This is a genomic window from Streptomyces sp. NPDC043853 (assembly GCF_056436025.1).
The window spans coordinates 130,922-153,010 of sequence record NZ_JBWKDJ010000012.1; the positions used below are offsets into that span (position 1 = coordinate 130,922).

A 22,089-nucleotide genomic window follows, 5' to 3' on the forward strand; every position below is an offset into this window, starting at 1 on the left:
GACGAGAGCGCGGATCAGGTGAGCGCAGGCTCCGCCTTGGGTACGTCGATGTCGATGCTCTCCAGCAGCGAGTCTCCGTGCTGCGCGGCGGCGGTCAGCGCGTCGTTCTCGGACTGAATCCGTACGAGCTCGGACTCGAGGTCCTGGACGCGCTGCTGAAGCCGTCGCATCTCGGCGAGGAGTCGCGGGTCGGATCCGCCGACGTAACCGAGAAGCGCCTTTGCCATGATGGATGGTCCTCCACACTGAGTGACCGACCGAAGCGGTGTGGGTCGTGAGGGAATCGCACCCGCGGTGTCCGGCAGTGCCTGTCAGTCACTGCGCTACTACTGCCAACACTGCCAAACAGCTCAGGTGCGCGGGGCTTCCAGCGTCTCACCAAAAAGTTTGACGGTCAACACGATCACGCCCCGTATCGGCGGGCATCCCGGCGCTCCCGCGGCCCGCGGCCCGGACTCGGAGATCGTCCTCGTCTCCGAGCCTTCCACGGATCGCCGCCCGGGGCAACGTCTGCGCAGATCAGCCCGTGATCTCAGTCCATGATCAGCGAATCGCGAAACCCTCGTAGGCGCCGCGCGGCACTCCCCATATCTCCGTCACCCCGTCGACCCTCCCCGGCGTGTCGGAAGATCCCAGCCAGTGGAGCAGCCGGTGGCAATTCTCACGTTGACCTTCGGCCACCACCTGCACCCGCCCGTCGTCGAGATTGAGCGCGAAACCGGTCAGCCCGCCGATCTCCATTGCGTTGGCCCTGGTGAACCAGCGAAAGCCCACTCCCTGTACACGGCCGCGTACCCAGGCGGTGAGCCGGACGTCTTCATTCATGCACGAACGCTAACCGGGCATTCACAGATCGTCCGCATCGGCCATCCGGCTCATGGCGTACAGTCGCCGACCAATAGCCTCACCCATTTGGGTGAGTTAGGGACGATCTTGGAAGGCACCGTCGATGGGACGTCACCGACTGCCCGCGCCGCCCCGCAGCAAGCGCGGCACCGCCGTACGCACGGGTCTCCTCGGCGTCTCCGTGGCCGTGGCCCTGGGGACGGCGGCCGTGACCGCCGGCCTGGTGCCGGTCGGCAGCGCCTTCCCGTACGTCGGCCAGGAGAGCGGGACCGGCCCGAAGACGGAGGCGAAGTCGGAGCGGAGCCGCTCTCAGGACGGCGACCTCCAGCAGCAGGGCGGCCTGGCCGACCTGCCGGGCCGCGCCCCGGCCCGCACCACCTCGGCCCCCGCCCACGCATCGGCTTCGGCATCGGCCTCCGCTTCGGCCTCCCCGTCGGCTCCGGCCTCGGCCTCCCCGTCGACTTCGGTCTCCCCCTCCCCCTCCTCCTCCCCCTCCCCCTCGGCCAGCCGGACCCCTTCGGCGACCCCCTCCAGCAAGGCCCCCGCCCCGGACCCGGTGAAGAGCCTGCTGAAGAAGCCGGTCCCGCGACCGGCCGTAACCCCCTCGAAGGCGGCGCCGCGGCCGGTGGCACCCGTCCCGGCCACCGGCCACTCCGCCGAGGAGACGGCCGTGCTGAACCTGGTGAACCAGGAGCGCGCGACGGTCGGCTGCCCCGCGGTCCGGGCGAACCCGCCGCTGGCCTCGCTCGCCGGCGCGTACAGCAAGGACATGGCGGTCCGCGGCTTCTTCGACCACACCGACCCCGACGGCCGCACCCCGTGGGACCGCGCCACCCGGGCCGGCCTCTCCGGCCTCGCCGCCGAGAACATAGCCCGCGGCCAGGGCGACGCCACGGCCGTGATGAAGGCCTGGATGAACAGCCCCGGCCACCGCGCGAACATCCTCAACTGCGAGTACCGCACCCTGGGCGTCGGCATGTACGACGCCGCCGGCGGCCCCTGGTGGACCCAGGACTTCGGCTTCTGAATCCCGGTTCCGGGCGGCGCGCCGGCACGGCCGCGCCGGGCCTGCCCGGACCCGCACAGCGCCGACGCCCCGCGACATCGTGTCGCGGGGCGTCGGCGCTGTGTGCGTCCGGGCGCGGGACGGGGTCCGGCCGGCGGCGTGGTGCAGGGGGTCAGGAGGCGACGGCGGCCCGGCCGGCGGTGAAGACCCGGGCGGTCTCGACCACGCGGCGGCCCAGGTGGGAGGCGGTCTCCAGGTCGGCCTTGTGGACGCCCTCGGTGCCCTGGTCGGAGTTGCTCTGGGCGGCGGCGCCGGAGAAGAAGCCGAGGCGGTTGATGTCGTTCTCGGAGGCGGTGGAGGCGTTCCAGCCCGGCTTCAGGCCCAGGTTGACCCAGTGCATGCCGTGCTGCGCGGCGAGGATCTGGAAGAACTGCAGGGTGTGCAGCTTGTCGCCGCTCTTGGAGGCGGAGTTGGTGAAGCCGGCCGCCAGCTTGTCCTGCCAGGCGTCGCCGAACCAGCGCTTCGAGGTGGCCTCGGCGAAGACGTGGAAGGCGCCGGAGGCAGTGCCCATGTAGGTCGGGGAACCGAAGATGATCGCGTCGGACGCGTCCAGCAGCTCCCACTGCGCGTCGTCGATCTCGTCCACCTTGATCAGGTGAACCGTGGCACCGGCCTCGATCGCTCCGTCGCGCACGGCCTCGGCGACGACCGCCGTGTGGCCGTAGCCCGAGTGGTAGGCGATGGAGACGACGGGGGTGTTCGCGGACATGACGGTTCTCCCTCAAGAGTGGTTCGGGCCGCGGGGCGGCACCGGTCGGTGCGATGAGAAAAGGTAAGCACTAACTTTTCGGAAGCGCAAGCTCCCAGTTAGCGCTACCCAGGAGTACGCTTGGATGCATGGAGACGACCGCCCGCACCGAGAACGTCTGCGCCGGAGACCTCGCCTACGACGTGTTCGCGCGCGCCTGCCCCTCCCGCGAGACCCTCGAACACGTCACCGGGCGCTGGGGCAGCCTCACCCTGACCGCCCTTCACGACGGGGCGTGCCGGTTCAACGAGCTGCGCCGCCGCGTGGACGGCGTGAGCGAGAAGATGCTGTCGCAGACCCTCCACGCCCTGGAACGGGACGGCCTGGTGCACCGGGAGGCGCAGGCGACCAACCCGCCGCGGGTGGACTACGAGCTCACGGAGCTCGGCCGGGGCGCGGCGGAACGGCTGATGGGGCTGATCCGGTTCCTGGAGGGCAATACCCCGCAGGTGCTGGAGGCGCGGGTCCGCTACGACGAGGCGCGCGGCGGCCGCTGACAGCGCGGGCAGAAGTAGCTCGACCGGTTCATCCACGGGCGGCGGCGTATCGGGGTGCCGCAGCGGCGGCAGGGCTCGTCCTCGCGCCCGTAGGCATCGAGCGCACGGTCGAAGTAGCCGGATTCGCCGTTGACGTTGACGTAGAGGCTGTCGAAGCTGGTTCCGCCGACGGCGAGGGCGGCGTCCATCACGTCCCGGACGTGGCCGAGGAGCTCGGTGCTGCGCGGGCGGGTGAGGGTGGCGGTGGGACGCTCGTAGTGCAGCTTCGCCCGCCAGAGCGCCTCGTCCGCGTAGATGTTGCCGACCCCGCTGATCAGTGACTGGTCGAGCAGGGCGCGCTTGATCGTGGTCCGCTTGGCGCGCAGGGCGCGGTGGTAGGCGGCCTCGTCGAAGAGCGGGTCGAGGGGGTCCCGGGCGATGTGCGCGATGACGTCCGGCAGGCCGTCGGGGGTGGTGTCGTGGAGGGAAAGGCCGCCGAAGGTGCGCTGGTCGACGAAACGGAGCTCGGTGCCGGCGGAGTCCTCGAAGCGGACGCGGATGCGGAGGTGCTTCTCGTCGGGGGCGTCGGCGGGCTGGACGAGGAGCTGGCCGCTCATGCCGAGGTGGCCCAGGAGGGCTTGGGCGGCGGCCCGGTCGTGCCCCGCCGCGCCGGGCTCCCCCGCCCCGGTGTGCGCTCGGCCGCGCACGGCCGGCTCGCCGGTTTCCGGGCTGTCGCTTTCCGGGCCGTCGCTTTCCGGGCCGTCCAGGGGCAGCCACAGGTACTTGCCGCGGCGCTGCGGCACGCCGATGGTGCGGCCGGTGAGGCGGGCCGCGAAGTCGGCGCCGCCGGCCGGGTGGCGGCGTACCGCGCGCGGGTGCAGGACCTCTACGTCGGCGATCGTCCGGCGGGCGATCCAGCGCTCCAGGCCGCGGCGTACGACTTCGACCTCGGGCAGCTCGGGCACGGCGTTTCTCCTCCGGAGGGGGTCCTGCGATCGAGCGTACTCGTGCCCGGCGGGCGGCCTTTCCGCCACCCCGCCCTCCCCACACTCCGTGCGGGGGAACCCGTCCCGAAAACGGGGCTCCGCCCCGCCCCCGGCGGGTCCATACCCCGCTCGGCCCAGCGGCCCGCAGTCCAAGGCATCGTGCCCGCCGGAGGCGGACATGGCTCCGCCCGCCTCGGGAAGTCCCGGGGCGGGCGGAGGAAAAACCGAAGGATGGGCGGGTGGGTCAGCCGTTGGCCGCCGGGTCGGTGGACGTCGGCGCCCCACCGGCCTTGCCGGAGGCCGAAGCCTCGGCGGCGGCCTTGGCCGCCGCCGCGCGCTCGTCCGCGGCCGCGCGGATCGCGCGCCACGCGGACTCCGCCGCCTGCTGTTCCGCTTCCTTCTTGCTGCGGCCGGTGCCGGTGCCGTACGAGACACCACCGACGCGGGCGGCAGCAGTGAAGACCTTCTCGTGGTCCGGACCGGTCTCGGAGACCAGGTATTCCGGCACGCCAAGGCCCTCGGCCGCGGTGAGTTCCTGGAGGCTGGTCTTCCAGTCCAGGCCGGCACCGAGGTTGGAGGACTTCTCGATCAGCGGGTCGAAGAGCCGGTGCACCAGCTCCGAGGCCGCGTCGAGGCCCTGGTCGAGATACACCGCACCGATCACCGCTTCGAGGGTGTCGGCGAGGATGGACGCCTTGTCCCGGCCGCCCGTGCCCTCTTCACCCCGGCCGAGCCGGATGAAGGAGCCGAGCTCGAGGCCGCGGCCGACCTCCGCCAGCGCACGCGAATTGACCACCGCGGCCCGCAGCTTGGCCAGTTGGCCTTCCGGCAGGTCGGGGTGGGTCCGATACAGCGTGTCCGTGACCACCAGGCCGAGCACCGAGTCCCCGAGGAACTCCAGCCGCTCGTTGGTGGGCAGACCGCCGTTCTCGTACGCGTACGAACGGTGGGTCAGCGCACGCACCAGAAGGGCGGACTCGAGCTGGTAGCCGAGCCGCCCTTCCAGAAGCGTGTGGGACGAGGCCGCATTGCTGCTGTCCGCCTGCTTTTTGTCGCCGGCAAGCTCAGACATTGCGCCTCTCACCAGCCGCTCAGACCTCGAGGACCTGGCGCTTGTTGTAGGTGCCGCAGCTCGGGCACGCGATGTGCTGCTGCTTCGGCTCCTGGCAACGCTCGCACGAAACCAGGGGGGTGACCGCAGCCTTCCACTGCGACCGGCGGTGGCGCGTGTTGCTGCGCGACATCTTCCGCTTCGGAACAGCCACGGCTACTTCTCCTGCTTCTCGGCGGCGCCCCGGACGTCTGCGTCAGAAGCCGCGCCGCTCATGTTGTCCTTCTCGTCGTCCTGATCGGTCACGACGAGTCCCTGCAATGCCGCCCAACGGATGTCGACGGCGTCGTGGTGGTGGTCCGGGTCGTCATTCAGGCTGACCCCGCAATCGGGGCACAGACCGAGACAGTCCTCCCGGCACACCGGCTGCAGCGGCAGTGCGAGCACCACCGCGTCCCGCAGCACGGGCTCGAGGTCGAACATGCCGTCCTCGAGGAAAAGCATGCCCTCGTCGTCCTCGGCGTCGTCGCCCGGTTCCGCCTTGGAGCGGCCCCGGTCGTCGGCGTCAGGGTACGAGAACATCTCCTGGAAGTCCGTGTCGAGCTCGCGCTCCACGGCCTCCAGACACCTTACGCACTCCCCCAGGGCGGTTGCACGGGCGGTGCCTGTGACAAGCACCCCTTCCATGACCGACTCCAGACGGAGGTCGAGTTCCAGCGAAGCGCCTTCCGGCACTCCGATGACCCCTTCCAGACCGAGGTCGGCCGGAGCGGGGATCTCGCGGGACAGCCGCTGCATGGCACCAGGACGCCGACCCAGCTCGTGCGTGTCGAACACGAGGGGGTTGCGGTGGTCGAGGCGGGTGTTCAGGGCCGTTCCTGCTTTCGAAAGATCGTGTCCGCGCGCTTTTGGGCGCGCGAGAGGGCGGCGCATACGCGCGACCGAACAGTCAGGATACCCGGCGCTCCGCCGATAGCCCAATCCGGTGCGGGACCGCTGCTAGCGGCCCTGCTCGTACTGGCGCAGCTGGTCCAGGTTGATCATGCTCGTGTCGAAGAAGCTGGTTTCGTCCAGGGCCGGTTGCTGCACCTGGTGCGGCAGGTGTGACTGATGCGTCTCCTGCTGCTGGTGCTGCTGGTGCTGCTGCTGATAGGCGGCGTACGGGTCCGCTTGGGCGTGCTGCCCGTACGAGGCGTAGGGGTCCGCCTGGGCCTGCTGGTAGCCCCCGTACGGGTCCTGGTACCCGTACGCGTCCGGATGCTGCTGGGCCGGCTGCTGCGGCTGCCCGGAATAGTGCGCGGCGTAGGCCGCTCCCGCGGAGCCGGTGCCCACACCGGAGTACGAGTCGTAGACCGGCTCCGGCTGCGCCGGTACGGCGGCCTGCGGGACCGGGTCGGGGTCCGGCTCCGCGAGGGCGGCCAGGAAGTCCGCGTCGGCGGCCGTCCGGGCCTGCGGCACGCCCGCCGCGTCCCGGGCCGCCATGTGTGCGCCCAGGTCGTCCACGGCCACCCGCCCCTGGAGCTTCTGCCGGCCGCGGCCGACCGCCTCCAGGGTCCCCGCCAGCACCGTCTCGAAGGCGGCGAGCTTGGCCGAGATGTAGGCGTCCGCCGAGCCGTGGCCGTCGTCCGTGACCTCACCGGCCAGCAGCTTCTCCCGGCCGCGGTCGACCGAGCCGATGGTCTTGGTGAGCACGACCTCGAAGTTCGCGAGCTTGCTGTCCACGTAGTCGTCGGCCTCGGCGCGGATCTCCTCCGCCTCCCGGCGGGCGTCCGCCAGGATCCGGTCCGCCTCGGCCTGCGAACGCCGGGCCACCTCGGTGTCGGAGATCAGCGATCCGCGCTGGGCGTGTGCGGACTCGATGATCCGCCCGGCCTCCTGGCGGGCCTCCTCGACGAGCTGTTCCCGGCCGCCGATCAGTTCCTGCGCCCGGGCGAGCGAGCCGGGCAGTGCCTGCCGGACCTCGTCGAGCATCCCGAGCAGCTCGGCGCGGTTCAGCACGCAGGAGGCCGACATGGGCATGGACCGGGCGCCCTCGACCGCCGAGACGATCTCGTCGAGCTTCTTCTGCACGTCCATACGGGCTCGCACTCTCTCGGCCCCGGGTGGTTCCCGAGACGGACGGGACGACTGTACGGCCACCCGGGGGGCGCCGGAGGCTCCCTGCGGCGACCTCAGCGGCCCGGGGGCCGGGTCAGCGCTCGGCGAGCCGCTGGACCAGGGCCGCGTGCACGTGCGGCGGCAGCAGGTGGGAGACGTCGCCGCCCCAGGCGGCGACCTCCTTGACCAGCGAGGACGAGAGGAAGCTGTAGGTGGGGTTGGTGGGCACGAACAGGGTCTCGACACCCGTGAGCCCGTTGTTCATCTGGGCCATCTGGAGCTCGTAGTCGAAGTCGCTGACCGCGCGCAGCCCCTTGACGATGGCGGGGATGTCGCGCTGCTTGCAGAAGTCGACGAGCAGGCCGTGGAAGGACTCCACCTCGACGTTGCCGTAGTCGGCGACCGCCTCGCGGATGAGCTCGATCCGCTCCTCGACCGTGAACAGCCCCTTCTTGGACTGGTTGATCATCACGGCGACGTGGACGACGTCGTAGAGCTTGGAGGCGCGTCCGATGATGTCGAGGTGTCCGTTGGTGATGGGGTCGAAGGATCCCGGACAGACGGCGCGGCGCAACTGAACTCCCTCGTTCATGAGTCTTCGCTGGTGAGAGCGGCGCGACCGTACCAGAGGGTGCCTTCGCCGTACCGCCGGGAGCGGAGCGGCTCGAACCCGTCCGGCCAGGGGAACGCGCCGCTTCGAGTGCTGCGCTCCACGGTGACGAGCGCATCCCCGGTGAGCCAGCCATTGGACCGGAGTGTGAGCAGGATCTCGCCAAGATCGTGGCCGGTCACGGCGTACGGCGGGTCCAGGAAGACGATGTCGTAGGGCTCGCCGGGCGGCGGGCCGGCGGCGATCTGCTCGGCCTTGCCGGCGCGGAACTCGGCCCCCGGCAGGCCCAGTACGCGGATGTTGTCGCGGATGGCCTTCGCGGCCCGGGCGTCGGCCTCGACGAGCAGCGTGTGCGAGGCACCCCGGGAGAGGGCCTCCAGGCCCACGGCGCCGGAGCCGCCGTACAGGTCGAGCACCCTGGCCCCCTCCACCCCGTGCAGGGACTCCCAGGTGGAGAACAGGCCCTCGCGCGCCCGGTCGGAGGTCGGCCGGGTGCCGGTGCCGGGCGGCACGGCCAGCCGTCGGCCGCCGGCGGTGCCGGCGATCACGCGGGTCATCTGGGTTCCTTCGGTCTGCGGAAGGCGGTCTGCGGAAGGGGGCACCGCCCTGGCTGTGCGGCCACCCCCATTGTCAGCCCTTCTCCAGGTACTGCTCCCGCTCGGTGTCGAGAAGTGCGTCGAGGGCGGTCCGCAGGCCGGGCAGCCGCTCCAGGTCCGGGTCGGCGGCGACCACCCGGGCCGCCTCCTCGCGGGCCTGGGCGATGATCTCCTCGTCCTCGATGACGGCGAGCATCCGCAGCGAGGACCGGACCCCGGACTGGGCCTGGCCGAGCACGTCGCCCTCGCGGCGCTGCTCCAGGTCGATCCGGGAGAGCTCGAAGCCGTCGAGGGTGGCGGCGACGGCGGCGAGCCGGGCCCTGGCCTGGCTGGCCTCGGGCATTTCGCTGACCAGCAGGCAGAGGCCGGGGGCGGAGCCGCGGCCGACGCGGCCGCGGAGCTGGTGCAGCTGGGAGACGCCGAACCGGTCAGCGTCCATGATCACCATCGCGGTGGAGTTGGGCACGTTCACCCCGACCTCGATGACCGTGGTGGCGACCAGCACCTGGACCTCGCCGGCCGCGAACCGGCGCATCACCTCGTCCTTGTCGGCCGGGTCCATCCGGCCGTGCAGCACCTCCACGGCCAGCCCGGCCAGCGGGCCGGTGCGCAGCTGCTCGGCGATGTCGAGCACGGCCAGCGGCGGCCGCTTCTCGGCGAGGTCCTCGGCGGAGGGCTCGCCGGAGGAGCCGGCGGTCTTCTTCTTCGGCTCGTCCTCGCCGTCCCCGATCCGGGGGCACACCACGTACGCCTGGTGGCCCTTGCCGACCTCCTCGCGGACCCGCTCCCAGGCCCGGGTGAGGAAGTGCGGCTTGTCCTTGGCGGGCACGACATGGGTGGCGATCGGGGAGCGGCCGGCGGGCAGCTGGTCCAGGACGGAGGTCTCCAGGTCGCCGAAGACGGTCATGGCGACGGTGCGCGGGATGGGGGTGGCGGTCATCACCAGCAGGTGCGGCGGCTGCTTCCCCTTGGACCGCAGGGCGTCGCGCTGCTCCACGCCGAAGCGGTGCTGTTCGTCGACGACGACCAGGCCGAGGTCGTGGAACTGCACCTTGTCCTCGATCAGCGCGTGCGTGCCGATGACGATGCCGGCCTCGCCGGTGACCAGGTCGAGCAGGGCCTGGCGGCGGGCGGGCATCCCCATGGAGCCGGTGAGCAGCACCACCTTGGTGCCCTGCTCGGCCCCGCCGAGCATCCCGCCCTCGGCGAGCTCGCCCATCATCTCGGTGATCGACCGGTGGTGCTGCTGGGCGAGCACCTCGGTGGGCGCGAGCATGGCGGCCTGTCCGCCGGAGTCGACCACGGCCAGCATGGCGCGCAGCGCGACCATCGTCTTTCCGGAGCCGACCTCGCCCTGGAGGAGGCGGTGCATGGGGTGTTCGGTGGCGAGGTCGTCGAAGATCTCCTTGGAGACCTTCTGCTGGCCCTCGGTGAGGGTGAACGGCAGTTTGGCGTCGAAGGCGTCGAGCATGCCGCCGGGGGCGGGGCGGCGGGCCACGGCGGGCAGCTGGGTGTCGGCGTACCGGCGGCGCGCCAGTGCCACCTGGAGGACGAACGCCTCGTCCCACTTGAGGCGGTCGCGGGCGGCGGCCACCTCGGCCTTGGTGCGCGGCCGGTGGATGTGCTGGAGGGCCTCGGGGAGCGTGAGCATGCCGCGGCCCTCGCGGAGGGCGGGGGGCAGCGGATCGAGGGCGTCCGCGGCGCGCGGCAGGATCGCGTCGACGGCCTTGGAGATCTTCCAGGTCTCCAGCTTCGCGCAGGCCGGGTAGATCGGGATGAGCCGGCCGGCGAAGGCGTCCACGGCCTCGCGGTCGGAGCCCTCGCCGCTGAGCAGCTCGTAGGCGGGGTGGGAGAGCTGGAGCTTGCGGTTGAACATGCCGACCTTGCCGGCGAACATCGCGCGGGTGCCGGGCAGCAGGTCCTTGTGCGGCTTGTGCACGCCGGAGCCGAAGAAGACGAGCTGGAGGCGGCCCGCGCCGTCGGTGATGGTGACTTCGAGGCGTCTGCCGCGGCCGCCGTTGAAGGTGAGGATCCGCGCGTCGGCCACCTGCGCGACCACCGTGACGTGCTCGTCGAGCTGGTCGGCGAGCTCGGCGAGGGCGGTGAGCTCGCCGCGCTCGGCGTATCGGCGGGGGTAGTGGTGCAGCAGGTCGCCGACCGTGTGCAGGCCGAGCTGCTCGGCGAGCACCTTGCCGGTGGCGGGGCCGAGGGTTTTCTTGAGCGGTTCTTCCAGTCCGGGCACGTGTCCTATTGCACACCATGGCGCCGACAGCGGGGTGCGGGCGGGCGGGGGAAGACCTGGCTGCCGTGGCCCGGCAGGCGCAGGCCGGGCCGCGTGGCGGGGCCTACGCGCGGTTTCCCGCGCCCCTGGTGGGGGGGCTACTCCACGCCGATCAGCAGCGGAGCGGAGTGGCGGCCGCCGTGATACGTGACGGTTTCCACGGCCAGGTAGCCGTCGCGGACGTACCTCTCCAGGCGGGCGGCGAGGGAGGGCGGGGCCTCGGGGCCGAGGACCAGGGTGACCAGTTCGCCGCCCGAGCCCAGCATGCGGGCCAGCACCGCCTCGGCGGTGTCCGGCAGGGTGCCGCCGATGACGGCGACGTCGCCGTCGATCAGGCCGAGGACGTCGCCGGCCTGGCAGATGCCCGCGGAGGTGAAGGACTGGCGCTCGGCGTAGGCGAGTTCGGCGTAGCGGGTGGCTCCGGCGGCGGAGGTCATGGCGACCACGTCCTCGTCGAAGCTGCCGCCGGGGTCGTGGACGGCGAGGGCGGCCAGGCCCTGGATCGCCGACCGGGTCGGGATGACCGCCACCCGGACCCCGTCGGTGCGCACCCGCTCGGCGGCGGCGGCCGCGGCACCGCGCAGGTCGGCGTCGTTCGGCAGCAGCACCACCTCGCGGGCGTGGGCCCGCCGGATCGCGTCCACCAGGTCCTCGACCGCGGTCGGCTCCGCGGGGCGGCCGAGCACGGTGGTCGCGCCCGCCTCCCCGCACAGCTCCGCGAGTCCCTCGCCGGGGCACACGGCCACCACGGCCCGCCGGTCGCGCTCGGCGGCGGCCGCCGCCCGGCGCCGTTCGTCGCCGAAGTGGGTGATGCGGATCCGGTGCGGCCGTCCGGCGACCACGCCGGCCTCCACCGCGGCGCCGGGGTCGTCGACGTGGACGTGCACGTTCCACAGCCCCTCCCCGCCGACCACCACGAGCGAGTCGCCGAGGGCGTCGAGCCGCTCGCGCAGCCCGGCGACGGCCTCGTCCGCGGCGTCCAACAGGTAGATCACCTCGTACGCGGGGCCGCCCGGATCCTCCGCGTCGCAGGGCCCGTCGTGCCGCGGCTCGGGCACCGGCACGTGCCGGCCGGGCACCGGGTCGGCTGCCGGGTCCTGTCCGGACAGGGCCTGCCAGAGCGCGCCCAGTACGGCGACCAGGCCGCAGCCGCCCGCGTCGACCACCCCGGCCCGGCCCAGCACGGCCAGCTGGCCGGGGGTCCGCTCCAGGGCGGCGCGGGCCCCGTCGTAGGCGGCGCGGGCGACGGCGGCGGGCGTTCCGGCGGCGTTCCGGGCGGCCAGGGCGGCGGCTCCGGCGACGGTGAGCATGGTGCCCTCGACGGGATGGGCCACGGCCTGGTAGGCGGACTCGGCGGCGCGGGCCAGGGCCTTGGCCAGCCGCTCCCCCGCCGCCTCGGGGCCGGTGTCCCCGGGGGCGGTGTCCCCGGGGGCGGCGAGCACGTCGGCGATGCCGCGCAGCAGCTGGGCCAGGATCGTGCCGGAGTTGCCGCGGGCGCCTATGAGGGCGCCGCGCGCGTAGGCCCGTACGGCCTCGCCGAGGGAGAGCGGGGCCGTGCCCTCGGTGATGTGGGCGCACGCCTGCTCGACCTCGTGGGCTGCGGCTTCGGCGGTCAGGAAGAGGTTGGTGCCGGTGTCCGCGTCCGCCACCGGGTAGACGTTGATGGCGTCGATCTCCTCGCGGGCCCGGCCCAGCGCGGCCAGGGCGAGCGAGCTCCAGGTGCGCACCGCTTCGGCGTCGAGGATCTGCGACTCGTGCGGCACCGGGCGTTCCTCCTCCTACAGGGTGGCGTTCACCGCAGGGTAACGAAGGGCGGGCCAGGACGGCCGGGTCGATCCCTGTAGTAATCTGTGGGCCTGCCCCAGGGCAACGGTCAGGGCTCGGCCGTCATGAGGGACCTGCTGGTCCCGAGTGAGAAGCCCCCTCTCGCAAGGAGGGGGAGGAGTCACGGTAGTTTTCTGGGACGACAACATTCGTTGTATGCTGTCCCGGTTGCCCGATGAGAGTCGGGCCATCCCCCGGCAAACCACTTCAGATCTCTGATTCCGGTGCGCCGGAATTCACTGTAAGTGCATCTGAAGTCTTTGGAGTGACCTGTGGCTGCCAACTGCGACGTTTGCGGCAAGGGGCCGGGCTTCGGCAACAACATCTCGCACTCGCACCGCCGTACGTCCCGTCGCTGGAACCCGAACATCCAGCGCGTCCGTGCCGTGGTCAGTGGGACGCCGAAGCGCCTCAACGCCTGCACCTCGTGCATCAAGGCCGGCAAGGTCTCGCGCTGACGCTCCCGTCGTAGCGCAGCCCTTCCGGTTGCCCGAGAAGCCGGTCCACCTCACGGTGGGCCGGCTTTTTGCCATGCCCGGCACCGGGTGGTCCGCCACGGAGCGATCCGGCACCGGCCGAACGTCCCGGCCGCCGCGGGCATACGGGAGAGGGGCATGCCGTACGCGGCAGGCCCCTCTCCCGTCTTCTCCGTGATCCGCCGGATCAGCGCCACTGCCAGGCGTGGTCCACCGGCCCGATGCCGCCGCCGAGCGCGAAGCCGGCCCGGATCGCCCCGGTGACGTACTCCTTCGCCTCCATGACGGCCTGCGGCACGTCCTGGCCCTTGGCCAGCCCGGCCGCGATCGCGCTCGCCAGGGTGCAGCCGGTGCCGTGGGTGTGCCGGTTGTCGTACCGGGGGGCGCGCAGCCACAGCTCCGAGACGCCGTCCGTCAGCAGGTCGACGGCCTCCTGCCCGGCCGCCAGGTGCCCGCCCTTGATCAGTGCCCACTCCGGGCCGAAGCCGAGCACCGCCTCCGCGGCCCGCCGCATGTCGTCCTCGGTCTCCACGGTCACCCCGGTGAGCTGGGCCACCTCGTCCAGGTTGGGGGTGGCCACGGTGGCCTCCGGCAGCAGCAGCTTCCGTACGGCGTCCAGCGCGGAGGCGGCGAGCAGCGGGTCCCCGTGCTTGGAGACGCCCACCGGGTCCACCACGGCCGGGGCGTCCGTACCGGCCAGCAGCCCCGCCACGGTCTCCACCAGCGGCGCGGAGGCCAGCATGCCGGTCTTCACCGCGTGCACGCCGATGTCGTCCGTCACGGCCCGGTACTGGGCCGTGACGGCCTCCACCGGCAGCTCCCAGACCCCGTGGACACCCAGGGAGTTCTGGGCGGTCACGGCGGTCAGCACGCTCATCCCGTGGACGCCCAGGGCCTGCATGGCCTTCAGGTCGGCCTGGATGCCCGCCCCGCCGCCGGAATCGGATCCGGCCACCGTCAGGCAGAGCGGCGGCGCCGGGCTCGCGGGAGCGGTCTCGGGAGCGGTCTCGGACGTGCTCCCGGGAGTGCTCTCCGAGGTGGTCCCGGCCGTGGTCATCGCGTCGGCTCCTCGGTGTCCTCGCCGCCGAAGTGGTCCCAGCCGCCCGTGCTGGTCCAGGGCGCGCCGTCGACGGTGACCTGGGGCTGCGCGGACGGGTTCAGCACCTCGCCGATCACCTTCCAGCGGGCCGGCAGCTTCACGTCCGGCGGGAAGGTGGCCACGATGGCGTGGTCCTCGCCGCCGGAGAGCACCCACTGGAGCGGGTCCACGCCGACGGCCTGCCCGATGTCGAACATCTGGGTGGGGATGTCGATCGCGGCGGAGCGCAGGTCGATCCGCACCTTGCTGGCCTCGGCGATGTGGCCGAGGTCGGCGACCAGGCCGTCGCTGACGTCCGTCATGGCCGTTGCGCCGAGTCCGGCGGCCGCCGGGCCCGCGTGGTACGGCGGCTCGGGGCGCCGGTGCGCCTCCACGAAGGCCCGCGGGGAGCGGAAGCCGCGGGACAGCACGGCGTAGCCCGCCGCGGACCAGCCCAGCCAGCCCGTCACGGCGACCACGTCGCCGGGCTGCGCGCCGGACCGGGTGACCGGCTCGTGGTTGCGCAGGTCGCCGAGGGCGGTGATGGCCACGGTGATGGTGTCGCCGCGGACGATGTCGCCGCCGACCACCGCGGCACCCGCGACCTGACATTCGTCGCGCAGTCCGTCCATGAGTTCCGTGGGCCAGGTGACCGGCAGCTCCGCGGGCACCACCAGGCCGAGCAACAGCGCGGTCGGGACGGCACCCATGGCGGCGATGTCCGCCAGGTTCTGCGCGGCGGCCTTGCGGCCGACGTCGTACGCGGTGGACCAGTCACGGCGGAAGTGCCTGCCCTCCAGCAGGATGTCCGTGCTGGCCACGACCCGCCGGTCGGGGGCGGACACCACGGCGGCGTCGTCGCCGGGCCCGAGCCGTACGGCCGAGGTGGTGGTGAGCCGGGAGGTGAGCTCCCTGATGAGCCCGAACTCTCCCAGCTCGCCCACAGTGCCCTTCATCGCTGTGCTCCTTCTGGCCCAGTCCGCTTGCGGTCGCGAGCCGTCACAGCTCTGGGTACCGTCAACAGATACGTCAACTTCTGCTCTTCGTACGCCCCGCAGCACGCGGCGCCTGGTCCCCGGGTCTCCCCGTGGCCCTCGGCGACGCGGTACCGTGGCGTCTCTTCTCCCCCGGGCCCACCCGATCGACCGGGCCCACCCCGAGGGTAGGGGAAATGCTCCTCGTGGCGGCCCTGGAGGTTCCGTGGTACAGGCGTACATCCTCATTCAGACCGAGGTGGGCAAGGCGTCGTCGGTCGCCGAAGCCATCGGCCAGATCTCGGGGGTGATCCAGGCCGAGGACGTGACCGGGCCGTACGACGTGATCGTGCGCGCCCAGGCCGACACCGTGGACGAGCTCGGCCGCATGGTGGTCGCCAAGGTCCAGCAGGTCGAAGGGATCACCCGCACGCTGACCTGCCCGGTGGTCCATCTGTAGCCCCCGTCTACTCTTGGCCGGTGATGTCCCTCCACCGCCGGCCCGTCGGTCTGCTGGCCCCGCCCGCCCTGATCGCCGCCCTCGTCCTCGGGGGCTGCGCGTCGGGCGACCGGGTCGCCCGGGTGGAGCCCCCGCCCGCGCCTCCCGCGGAGGTCGCGGGGCTCTGTGCCGCGCTGCACAGGGAGCTCCCGGACACCGTGGCCGGTCTGGAGCGGACCGGGACGGATCCCGGGTCCGAGCTGACCGCCTCGTGGGGCGGCTCGGCGATCGTACTGCGGTGCGGGATCCCCCGGCCCGGGAAGATGCTGGATCCGGAGCAGGAGGGCATCACGGTGAACGGTGTGGGCTGGCTGATGGAGCAGCTGGACGGCGGCGGGTTCCGGTTCACCACCGGGCTCCGCAAGGCGTACACCGAGGTCGTGGTGGACGAGGAGCACGCCAAGGACGCCGGGATGCTGGTCGGCCTTTCGGCGGCCGTCGCCAGGACCATCCCCGAGGGAATCGCCCCGTACTGAGCCGGTGCCCGCCCCCGTACCGGGCCGGTGCCGCGCGCCGAACCGCCCGCCGGGAGCGGCCCGGCGGGCGGTTCGGTGACGCGCGGCGCTAGCGCAGGCCGGTGGACCGGCGCAGGGCGGCCTGGATCAGCAGGTCGACCAGCTCCGGGTACTCGATGCCCGACTCCTGCCACATCCGCGGGTACATGGAGATCGGCGTGAAGCCGGGCATGGTGTTGATCTCGTTGATGACGAAGGTGCCGTCCTCGGTGAGGAAGAAGTCGGCACGCACCAGGCCCTCGCAGGAGGCCGCCTCGTACGCCTCCACGGCGAGCCGCTGGACCTCGGCGGTCTGCTCCGGGGTGAGCGGCGCGGGCACGATCCCGGACGCCGAGTCGATGTACTTCGCCTCGAAGTCGTAGAAGTCGTGGCTGGAGACCGGCGGGATCTCGGCAGGGACGCTGGCCCGCGGGCCGTCCTCGAACTCCAGCACGCCGACCTCGATCTCGCGGCCGCGCAGCAGCGCCTCGACGATGATCTTCGGGTCGTGGCGCTGGGCCTCCTTGACGGCCGCGGCCAGGCCGGAGACGTCGTCGACCTTGGTGATGCCGATGGAGGAGCCGGCCCGGGCGGGCTTGATGAACAGCGGCCAGCCGTGCTCGGCGGCGAAGTCCAGGATGCGGTCGCGGGCGGCGGCGCCCCCGTCGGAGGCCTGGGCCCACTCGCGGGGGCGGACGGTCAGGTGCGGGCCGACGGCCAGCCCGAACGAGCTGAACACCCGCTTCATGTACTCCTTGTCCTGGCCGACGGCCGAGGCGAGGACGCCGGAGCCGACGTACGGGGTGCCGGAGAGCTCCAGGAGGCCCTGGAGGGTGCCGTCCTCGCCGTACGGGCCGTGCAGGACCGGGAAGACCACGTCGACCTCGCCCAGCGCCTTGGGCACGGCGCCGGGTTCGGTGTAGAGGACCTCGCGGCTGGCCGGGTCCACGGGGAGGAGGACGGCGCCGTCCTCGGACTCGGCGAGCTCCGCCACGCTGGGGAGCTTGCCCTCGGTGATGGCCATCCGGCCCGGCACGTCGGCGGTCAGCGCCCAGCGGCCGTCGGTGGTGATGCCGATCGGCAGCACCTCGTACTTGGACCGGTCGATGGACCTGAGCACGGCGCCCGCCGTGACGACCGAGATGGCGTGTTCCGAGCTGCGGCCGCCGAACACGACGGCCACACGGGGCTTGCGGCCCTGCTGCTCAGGGGTCTGGGGGAGGTTCTCGCTGCTCATATCGCCACGAGAGTACCCGCTCAGACGTCCGGAAAGGTGTCAGCTCCGTTCCGGTTTGGCGCTGCGTCCCATCAGGTCCTTCAGTGCGACCAGCGGCGGCTTGCCGTGGTGGACGATGTCGACGACCGTGTCGGTGATCGGCATGTCGACCCCGTGGCGGCGTGCCAGATCGGCCACCGACTGGCAGGACTTGACGCCTTCGGCGGTCTGCTTGGTGACCGCGATGGTCTCTTCCAGGCTCATGCCGCGGCCCAGGTTGGTGCCGAAGGTGTGGTTCCGGGACAGCGGTGAGGAGCAGGTCGCGACCAGGTCGCCGAGTCCGGCCAGGCCGGAGAAGGTGAGCGCGTCGGCGCCCATCGCCAGGCCCAGCCGGGTCGTTTCGGCGAGACCGCGGGTGATCAGGGAGCCCTTGGTGTTGTCGCCGAGCCCCATGCCGTCGGCGATGCCCACCGCGAGGCCGATGACGTTCTTGACGGCGCCGCCGAGCTCGCAGCCGACCACGTCGGTGTTGGTGTAGGGGCGGAAGTACGGGGTGTGGCAGGCGGCCTGGAGGCGGCGGGCCACGGACTCGTCCGTGCAGGCGACGACGGAGGCGGCGGGCTGCCGCTGGGCGATCTCCCGGGCCAGGTTGGGGCCGGTGACCACGGCCACCCGCTCGGCACGGACCTTGGCGACCTCCTCGATGACCTCGCTCATCCGCTTGGCGGTGCCGAGTTCGATGCCCTTCATCAGGGAGACCAGCACGGTGTCGGGGGCCAGCAGCGGGGCCCACTCGGCGAGGTTGCCGCGCAGGGTCTGCGAGGGGATGGAGAGCACCGTGAAGTCGGCGTCCCGGGCGGCCTCGGCGGCGTCGCCGGTGGCGCGCAGGTTCTCCGGGAGTTCGATGCCGGGGAGGTAGTCCGGGTTGGTGCGGGTGGTGTTGATGGCCTCGACGAGCTCCGGGCGGCGGTGCCAGAGGGTGACCTCGCAGCCGGCGTCGGCCATCACCATGCCGAAGGCGGTGCCCCAGGACCCCGCGGCGAAGACCCCGACCCTGACGGGCCGGTCCGTGACGGGACGCTTCACTTCGTGCCCTCCCCCGCGGCCCTGCGCCGCTGCTCCGCCCTGGCCCTGCGGTGGTCGTAGGGCTGCGCGGGGGCCTGTTCGCCGCGCAGTTCCTCCAGCAGCCGGGTGATGGCCGCCATGATGACCTCGGTGGCTTCCCTGAGCACCTCGGGCGTGGGCTCGCGGTCGTGGAAGGCGGAGAGGTCCACGGGCGGTCCGGCGAGCACCGTGAGGGTCTTCCGCGGGAAGAGGCTGACCTTCTTCTCCTTGGCGTACGGCGGCATCGCCAAGTTGGCGCCCCACTGGGCCACCGGGATGACGGGGGCCTTGGTGAGCAGGGCGATCCGGGCGGCGCCGGTCTTGCCGGCCATCGGCCAGACGTCGGGGTCCCGGGTGATGGTGCCCTCGGGGTAGATCGCCACGCATTCGCCGCGTTCGATCGCGTCCACGGCGGCCCGGAAGGCGTCCATGGCGTTGGTGGTCTCGCGGTAGACGGGGATCTGGCCGGTGCCGCGCAGCATCATGCCGACGAATGGCGCCTTGAAGAGGCCGGCCTTCGCGAGAAAGCGCGGTACCCGGCCGGTGTTGTACTGGTAGTGCGCGTAGGACAGCGGGTCCAGATACGAGTTGTGATTGACGGCGGTGATAAAGCCTCCGTCGGCCGGAATGTGCTCCATTCCCCGCCAGTCCCGCTTGAACAGCACTACCAGCGGCGGTTTGGCGATGACCGCGGCCAGGCGGTACCAGAAGCCGATTCTGCGGCGGGACACTCGTGCACCTTCCTCTTGGACCGGTTTTCGGTGGCGGGGCACCTGGTCGGCCGGACAAGTGTGGCCCCGGGTCCGGTCTCTGTCGAGAACACCGTACGCCTCGCTCGCGGCACCGGGCCCACGGGCCGTGGGACCCGGGGAGACAATGGCGGTGCGGTGCGCGAGGGGAGGGCGGGTGAGCGGGGTGGGACGGGCGAACGCGGGGTGGAGTCTGGTGGTACCGCTGAAACCCCTCTCCGCTGCCAAGAGCCGCCTGGCGGCGGCGGCCGGTCCGGACCGTGCCGGGCTCGCGCTGGCGTTCGCGCAGGACACCGTGGCGGCGGCGCTGGCCTGCCCTGCCGTACGGGATGTGGCGGTCGTCACGGACGATCCGCGGGCCGGGGCGGAACTGGCGCGCCTGGGGGCGCGGATCGTGCCGGACGTCCCGGGAGCGGGGCTCAACGCGGCGCTGGCCCACGGGGCACGGGCGGTACGGGCGGCCCGGCCACGGGCTCCGGTGGCCGCGATGAACGCGGACCTGCCGGCGCTGCGGCCGCCGGAATTGCTACGCGTGCTCGAAATCGCGGGGGATTTCCCCCGGGCATTTCTGGCGGATGCGGCAGGAATCGGAACGACCTTGCTTTCGGCGGCTCCGGGGGTGGAATTGGCGCCCGCGTTCGGCGGGGCGTCACGGCTGCGGCATTCGGCCTCGGGGGCGGTGGAAATCCTCCTGTCCGGGGTCGGCAGCGTGCGCCGGGACGTGGACACCGGGGCGGATCTCCGGGCGGCCTCGGCCCTGGGCCTGGGCCCGTACACGGCCCGATACAGTGCGGGTATGCAGGCAACCGCGTTCACGTACGACGAGCAGACCCGCAGCGGCAGTGTGCTGCTGGACGACGGCACCCCGGTGCCCTTCGAGGCTCCGGCCTTCGACGCGGGCGGCCTGCGCCTGCTGCGGCCGGGCCAGCGGGTGCGGATCGAGACCGAGGGCGAGGGCAGCGCCCTGCGGATCACCCTGGTCACCCTGCAGACGTTCTGACAGCCCCCCGACAGCCCCCCGAGCACGTCGCCGGCGTGCCGGAACACCGCGGGCGGGTCTCCCGCAGAGGGAGACCCGCCCGACGTGTGTGACTGCTGCCGCCCTACTTCTTGCGGGCGGTGGTCTTCTTCGCGGTGGTCGTCTTGCGCGCCGTGGTCTTCTTGGCCGGCGCCTTCTTCGCGACGGCCTTCTTGGCGGGCGCGGTCTTCTTCGCGGTGGTCTTCTTCGCCGCGGTCTTCGCCGGGGCGGCCTTCTTCGCGGCCGCCGTGGTCTTCTTCGCGGCGGTCTTCTTGGCCGCGGCCGTGGTCTTCTTCGCCGCAGCCGTGGTCTTCTTCACGGCAGCGGTGGTCTTCTTCGCCGCGGCCGTCGTCTTCTTCACGCCCGCGGCCTTCTTCGCCGCGGTGGTCTTCTTGGCCGCGGCCTTCTTGACCGTGGCCGAGGCACCTCCCGTCAGGCTGCCCTTCGGGGCCTTCTTCACGGCCACCTCGTCGCCCTTGGGGAGCTTCTTGGTGCCGCTGACCAGGTCCTTGAAGCCCTGGCCCGCGCGGAAGCGGGGCACCGAGGTCTTCTTGACCCGTACGCGTTCACCCGTCTGCGGGTTGCGGGCGTAACGGGCCGGACGGTCCACCTTCTCGAACGAGCCGAAGCCCGTGACCGAGACGCGGTCGCCCGCGACCACCGCGCGGACCATCGCGTCGAGCACCGCGTCGACGGCGTCCGCGGCCTGCTGGCGGCCGCCGAGCTTGTCGGCAATCGCTTCTACGAGCTGCGCCTTGTTCACGTCTTCCCCTTCGGAGACATCGCCGGAACGAATGTGTTCAAGCTATTTCGCACGTTAGGCGGATATATACCGCAAATCAAACACGAAACGGGCTAATCACCCTAGTGCCGCAACGGTGTACGTCGTTGAGTACGTCGTCGAGTACCTCACCGAGTACGCCGCCGCGGAGTTCCTTCGCATCAGTCGCCTTCAGGGAATCGACCCTCGTCGAGGTCCTTCATCAACCTGTCCAGGCGCCTTGCCGCATCGGCGAGATCATGCTTCGCCGCGGCCGTGACGACCAACAGCTTCCGGGTCAGCGCCATCCTTACGCCCTCCGGGACTTGCAGTGAGCGCACCTTCGCGTGTGCTTCTTTCAACCGGTCCGCGACGAGTTCACCGAGCTCGAGTTGACTGTCGCGTTCCATGCACAGATTGTGCCATCTGGGGCGAGTTGTCGCCTCACGTGCCCTCAACATACGACTGTGCCCCCCGCCGGAAGGCGGGGGGCACAGTGCGCGGAACGCGATCACCTCAGGGTGAATAACCCCTGATCAGACGGAATCAGGCGCGAATCGTACGGGGCTTGAAGGCCGGTCGCGCGCTTTCGTACCGGGCGATGTCGTCTTCGTTCTGAAGGGTGAGGGAGATGTCGTCCAGACCCTCCAGCAGACGCCAGCGGGCGTTGTCGTCCAGCTCGAACTCGGCCTCGATTCCGGCCGCGCGGACCTGGCGGGCCACGAGGTCGACGGTGATCTCGGCGGTGGGGTCGGCCTCGGTCAGCTCCCAGAGCCGGTCGACGGTCTCCTGCGGCAGGACCACGGTCAGCAGACCGTTCTTCAGGGAGTTGCCGCGGAAGATGTCGGCGAACCGGGAGGAGATGACCGTCTTGAAACCGTAGTTCTGCAGCGCCCACACGGCGTGCTCGCGGGAGGAGCCGGTGCCGAAGTCGGGGCCCGCCACGAGCACGGTCGCGCCCTGGCGCTCCGGGCGGTTGGTGACGAACTCGGGGTCCTTGCGCCAGGCCTCGAAGAGACCGTCCTCGAAACCGTCGCGGGTGATCTTCTTCAGCCAGTGGGCCGGGATGATCTGGTCGGTGTCGACGTTGCTGCGGCGCAGCGGTACGGCCCGGCCGGTGTGCGTGGTGAAGGCTTCCAT

Annotated in this window: 25 protein-coding genes and 1 pseudogene; 6 read left to right on the forward strand and 20 right to left on the reverse strand. The window is 71.9% G+C overall.

The annotated features are described in order from the left end of the window. Positions 1–14: 14 nt before the first annotated feature. Positions 15–227: a hypothetical protein gene (locus AC067U_RS27780; protein ID WP_478832522.1), complete on the reverse strand. Its 213-nt coding sequence runs from the start codon at positions 225–227 to the stop codon at positions 15–17. Positions 228–543: 316 nt separating this feature from the next. Next, positions 544–825 carry an acylphosphatase gene (locus tag AC067U_RS27785; protein WP_478832523.1) on the reverse strand — a complete coding sequence of 94 codons (282 nt, stop codon included), beginning with the start codon at positions 823–825 and terminating at the stop codon, positions 544–546. A 124-nt stretch (positions 826–949) separates the two neighbouring features. On the opposite strand from AC067U_RS27785, the gene AC067U_RS27790 reads away from it, so the two are divergent. Then, a complete protein-coding gene (locus AC067U_RS27790) occupies positions 950–1,873 on the forward strand; it encodes a CAP domain-containing protein (protein ID WP_478832524.1) in 924 nt (307 codons plus the stop codon). Positions 1,874–2,024: 151 nt separating this feature from the next. Here AC067U_RS27790 and AC067U_RS27795 read toward each other — a convergent pair whose 3' ends face one another. Next, positions 2,025–2,621 carry a flavodoxin family protein gene (locus tag AC067U_RS27795; RefSeq protein ID WP_478832525.1) on the reverse strand — a complete coding sequence of 199 codons (597 nt, stop codon included), beginning with the start codon at positions 2,619–2,621 and terminating at the stop codon, positions 2,025–2,027. Positions 2,622–2,749: 128 nt separating this feature from the next. On the opposite strand from AC067U_RS27795, the gene AC067U_RS27800 reads away from it, so the two are divergent. Then, positions 2,750–3,157 carry a winged helix-turn-helix transcriptional regulator gene (locus AC067U_RS27800; RefSeq protein ID WP_478832526.1) on the forward strand — a complete coding sequence of 136 codons (408 nt, stop codon included), beginning with the start codon at positions 2,750–2,752 and terminating at the stop codon, positions 3,155–3,157. Here AC067U_RS27800 and mutM read toward each other — a convergent pair. The 9 genes from mutM to AC067U_RS27845 form a co-directional block, all read right to left on the reverse strand. Further along, the gene (gene mutM, locus AC067U_RS27805; protein WP_478832527.1) at positions 3,130–4,101 is read right to left on the reverse strand and encodes a bifunctional DNA-formamidopyrimidine glycosylase/DNA-(apurinic or apyrimidinic site) lyase; all 972 of its coding nucleotides are present in this window, start codon (positions 4,099–4,101) and stop codon (positions 3,130–3,132) included. The genes AC067U_RS27800 and mutM overlap by 28 nt on opposite strands. 265 nt (positions 4,102–4,366) lie before the next feature. Continuing rightward, entirely contained in the window at positions 4,367–5,194 is an 828-nt protein-coding gene (gene rnc, locus AC067U_RS27810) for a ribonuclease III (protein WP_478832528.1), read from the reverse strand. Positions 5,195–5,213: 19 nt separating this feature from the next. Next, entirely contained in the window at positions 5,214–5,387 is a 174-nt protein-coding gene (gene rpmF, locus AC067U_RS27815; RefSeq protein ID WP_030676011.1) for a 50S ribosomal protein L32, read from the reverse strand. Between the two features lie 2 nt (positions 5,388–5,389). Further along, complete coding sequence (locus AC067U_RS27820; RefSeq protein WP_478832529.1) at positions 5,390–6,106, reverse strand: YceD family protein; 717 nt, start codon at positions 6,104–6,106, stop codon at positions 5,390–5,392. Between the two features lie 66 nt (positions 6,107–6,172). Continuing rightward, entirely contained in the window at positions 6,173–7,249 is a 1,077-nt protein-coding gene (locus AC067U_RS27825; RefSeq protein ID WP_478832530.1) for a cell division initiation protein, read from the reverse strand. A gap of 115 nt (positions 7,250–7,364) precedes the next feature. Then, on the reverse strand, positions 7,365–7,844 hold the full coding sequence (gene coaD, locus AC067U_RS27830; protein ID WP_478832641.1) for a pantetheine-phosphate adenylyltransferase: 480 nt from the start codon (positions 7,842–7,844) through the stop codon (positions 7,365–7,367). A gap of 14 nt (positions 7,845–7,858) precedes the next feature. Then, positions 7,859–8,437: a 16S rRNA (guanine(966)-N(2))-methyltransferase RsmD gene (rsmD, locus tag AC067U_RS27835; protein WP_478832531.1), complete on the reverse strand. Its 579-nt coding sequence runs from the start codon at positions 8,435–8,437 to the stop codon at positions 7,859–7,861. Between the two features lie 73 nt (positions 8,438–8,510). Then, on the reverse strand, positions 8,511–10,727 hold the full coding sequence (gene recG / locus AC067U_RS27840) for an ATP-dependent DNA helicase RecG (protein ID WP_478832642.1): 2,217 nt from the start codon (positions 10,725–10,727) through the stop codon (positions 8,511–8,513). Between the two features lie 128 nt (positions 10,728–10,855). After that, positions 10,856–12,520 carry a DAK2 domain-containing protein gene (locus AC067U_RS27845; RefSeq protein ID WP_478832532.1) on the reverse strand — a complete coding sequence of 555 codons (1,665 nt, stop codon included), beginning with the start codon at positions 12,518–12,520 and terminating at the stop codon, positions 10,856–10,858. A gap of 333 nt (positions 12,521–12,853) precedes the next feature. On the opposite strand from AC067U_RS27845, the gene rpmB reads away from it, so the two are divergent. Continuing rightward, complete coding sequence (gene rpmB, locus AC067U_RS27850) at positions 12,854–13,039, forward strand: 50S ribosomal protein L28 (RefSeq protein WP_064070327.1); 186 nt, start codon at positions 12,854–12,856, stop codon at positions 13,037–13,039. 205 nt (positions 13,040–13,244) lie between these two features. Here rpmB and thiD read toward each other — a convergent pair whose 3' ends face one another. Then, positions 13,245–14,114: a bifunctional hydroxymethylpyrimidine kinase/phosphomethylpyrimidine kinase gene (thiD, locus tag AC067U_RS27855; RefSeq protein ID WP_478832533.1), complete on the reverse strand. Its 870-nt coding sequence runs from the start codon at positions 14,112–14,114 to the stop codon at positions 13,245–13,247. Further along, positions 14,111–15,091 carry a thiamine-phosphate kinase gene (locus AC067U_RS27860; RefSeq protein WP_478832534.1) on the reverse strand — a complete coding sequence of 327 codons (981 nt, stop codon included), beginning with the start codon at positions 15,089–15,091 and terminating at the stop codon, positions 14,111–14,113. Before AC067U_RS27860 ends, thiD begins: the two co-directional genes overlap by 4 nt. A gap of 244 nt (positions 15,092–15,335) precedes the next feature. Between AC067U_RS27860 and AC067U_RS27865 the strand changes: the two genes are divergently transcribed. Together AC067U_RS27865 and AC067U_RS27870 are read left to right on the forward strand one after the other, a co-directional pair. Next, a complete protein-coding gene (locus tag AC067U_RS27865; RefSeq protein ID WP_150207150.1) occupies positions 15,336–15,569 on the forward strand; it encodes an Lrp/AsnC family transcriptional regulator in 234 nt (77 codons plus the stop codon). 23 nt (positions 15,570–15,592) lie between these two features. Further along, the gene (locus AC067U_RS27870; protein ID WP_478832535.1) at positions 15,593–16,084 is read left to right on the forward strand and encodes a DUF3515 domain-containing protein; all 492 of its coding nucleotides are present in this window, start codon (positions 15,593–15,595) and stop codon (positions 16,082–16,084) included. An 88-nt stretch (positions 16,085–16,172) separates the two neighbouring features. Here AC067U_RS27870 and AC067U_RS27875 read toward each other — a convergent pair whose 3' ends face one another. From AC067U_RS27875 to AC067U_RS27885, 3 genes are read right to left on the reverse strand one after another with little or no spacing between them, the layout of a single operon-like run. Next, on the reverse strand, positions 16,173–17,339 hold the full coding sequence (locus AC067U_RS27875) for a D-alanine--D-alanine ligase family protein (protein WP_478832536.1): 1,167 nt from the start codon (positions 17,337–17,339) through the stop codon (positions 16,173–16,175). Between the two features lie 39 nt (positions 17,340–17,378). Continuing rightward, positions 17,379–18,404 (reverse strand): NAD(P)H-dependent glycerol-3-phosphate dehydrogenase, encoded by a 1,026-nt coding sequence (locus AC067U_RS27880; protein WP_478832537.1) that lies wholly within the window; start codon positions 18,402–18,404, stop codon positions 17,379–17,381. Beyond that, positions 18,401–19,153 (reverse strand): lysophospholipid acyltransferase family protein, encoded by a 753-nt coding sequence (locus AC067U_RS27885; protein WP_478832538.1) that lies wholly within the window; start codon positions 19,151–19,153, stop codon positions 18,401–18,403. The genes AC067U_RS27880 and AC067U_RS27885 overlap by 4 nt, the downstream gene beginning before the upstream one ends. A gap of 145 nt (positions 19,154–19,298) precedes the next feature. Between AC067U_RS27885 and cofC the strand changes: the two are divergent. Continuing rightward, a pseudogene (cofC, locus tag AC067U_RS27890) lies at positions 19,299–19,952 on the forward strand (2-phospho-L-lactate guanylyltransferase); the annotation flags it as partial. Between the two features lie 322 nt (positions 19,953–20,274). Here cofC and AC067U_RS27895 read toward each other — a convergent pair. The 3 genes from AC067U_RS27895 to leuD form a co-directional block, all read right to left on the reverse strand. Continuing rightward, positions 20,275–20,952, reverse strand: coding sequence for an HU family DNA-binding protein (locus AC067U_RS27895; protein ID WP_478832539.1), 678 nt, complete (start codon positions 20,950–20,952; stop codon positions 20,275–20,277). A gap of 179 nt (positions 20,953–21,131) precedes the next feature. Further along, entirely contained in the window at positions 21,132–21,359 is a 228-nt protein-coding gene (locus AC067U_RS27900) for an SCO5555 family protein (protein WP_478832540.1), read from the reverse strand. A 136-nt stretch (positions 21,360–21,495) separates the two neighbouring features. Next, complete coding sequence (leuD, locus tag AC067U_RS27905) at positions 21,496–22,089, reverse strand: 3-isopropylmalate dehydratase small subunit (protein WP_478832541.1); 594 nt, start codon at positions 22,087–22,089, stop codon at positions 21,496–21,498.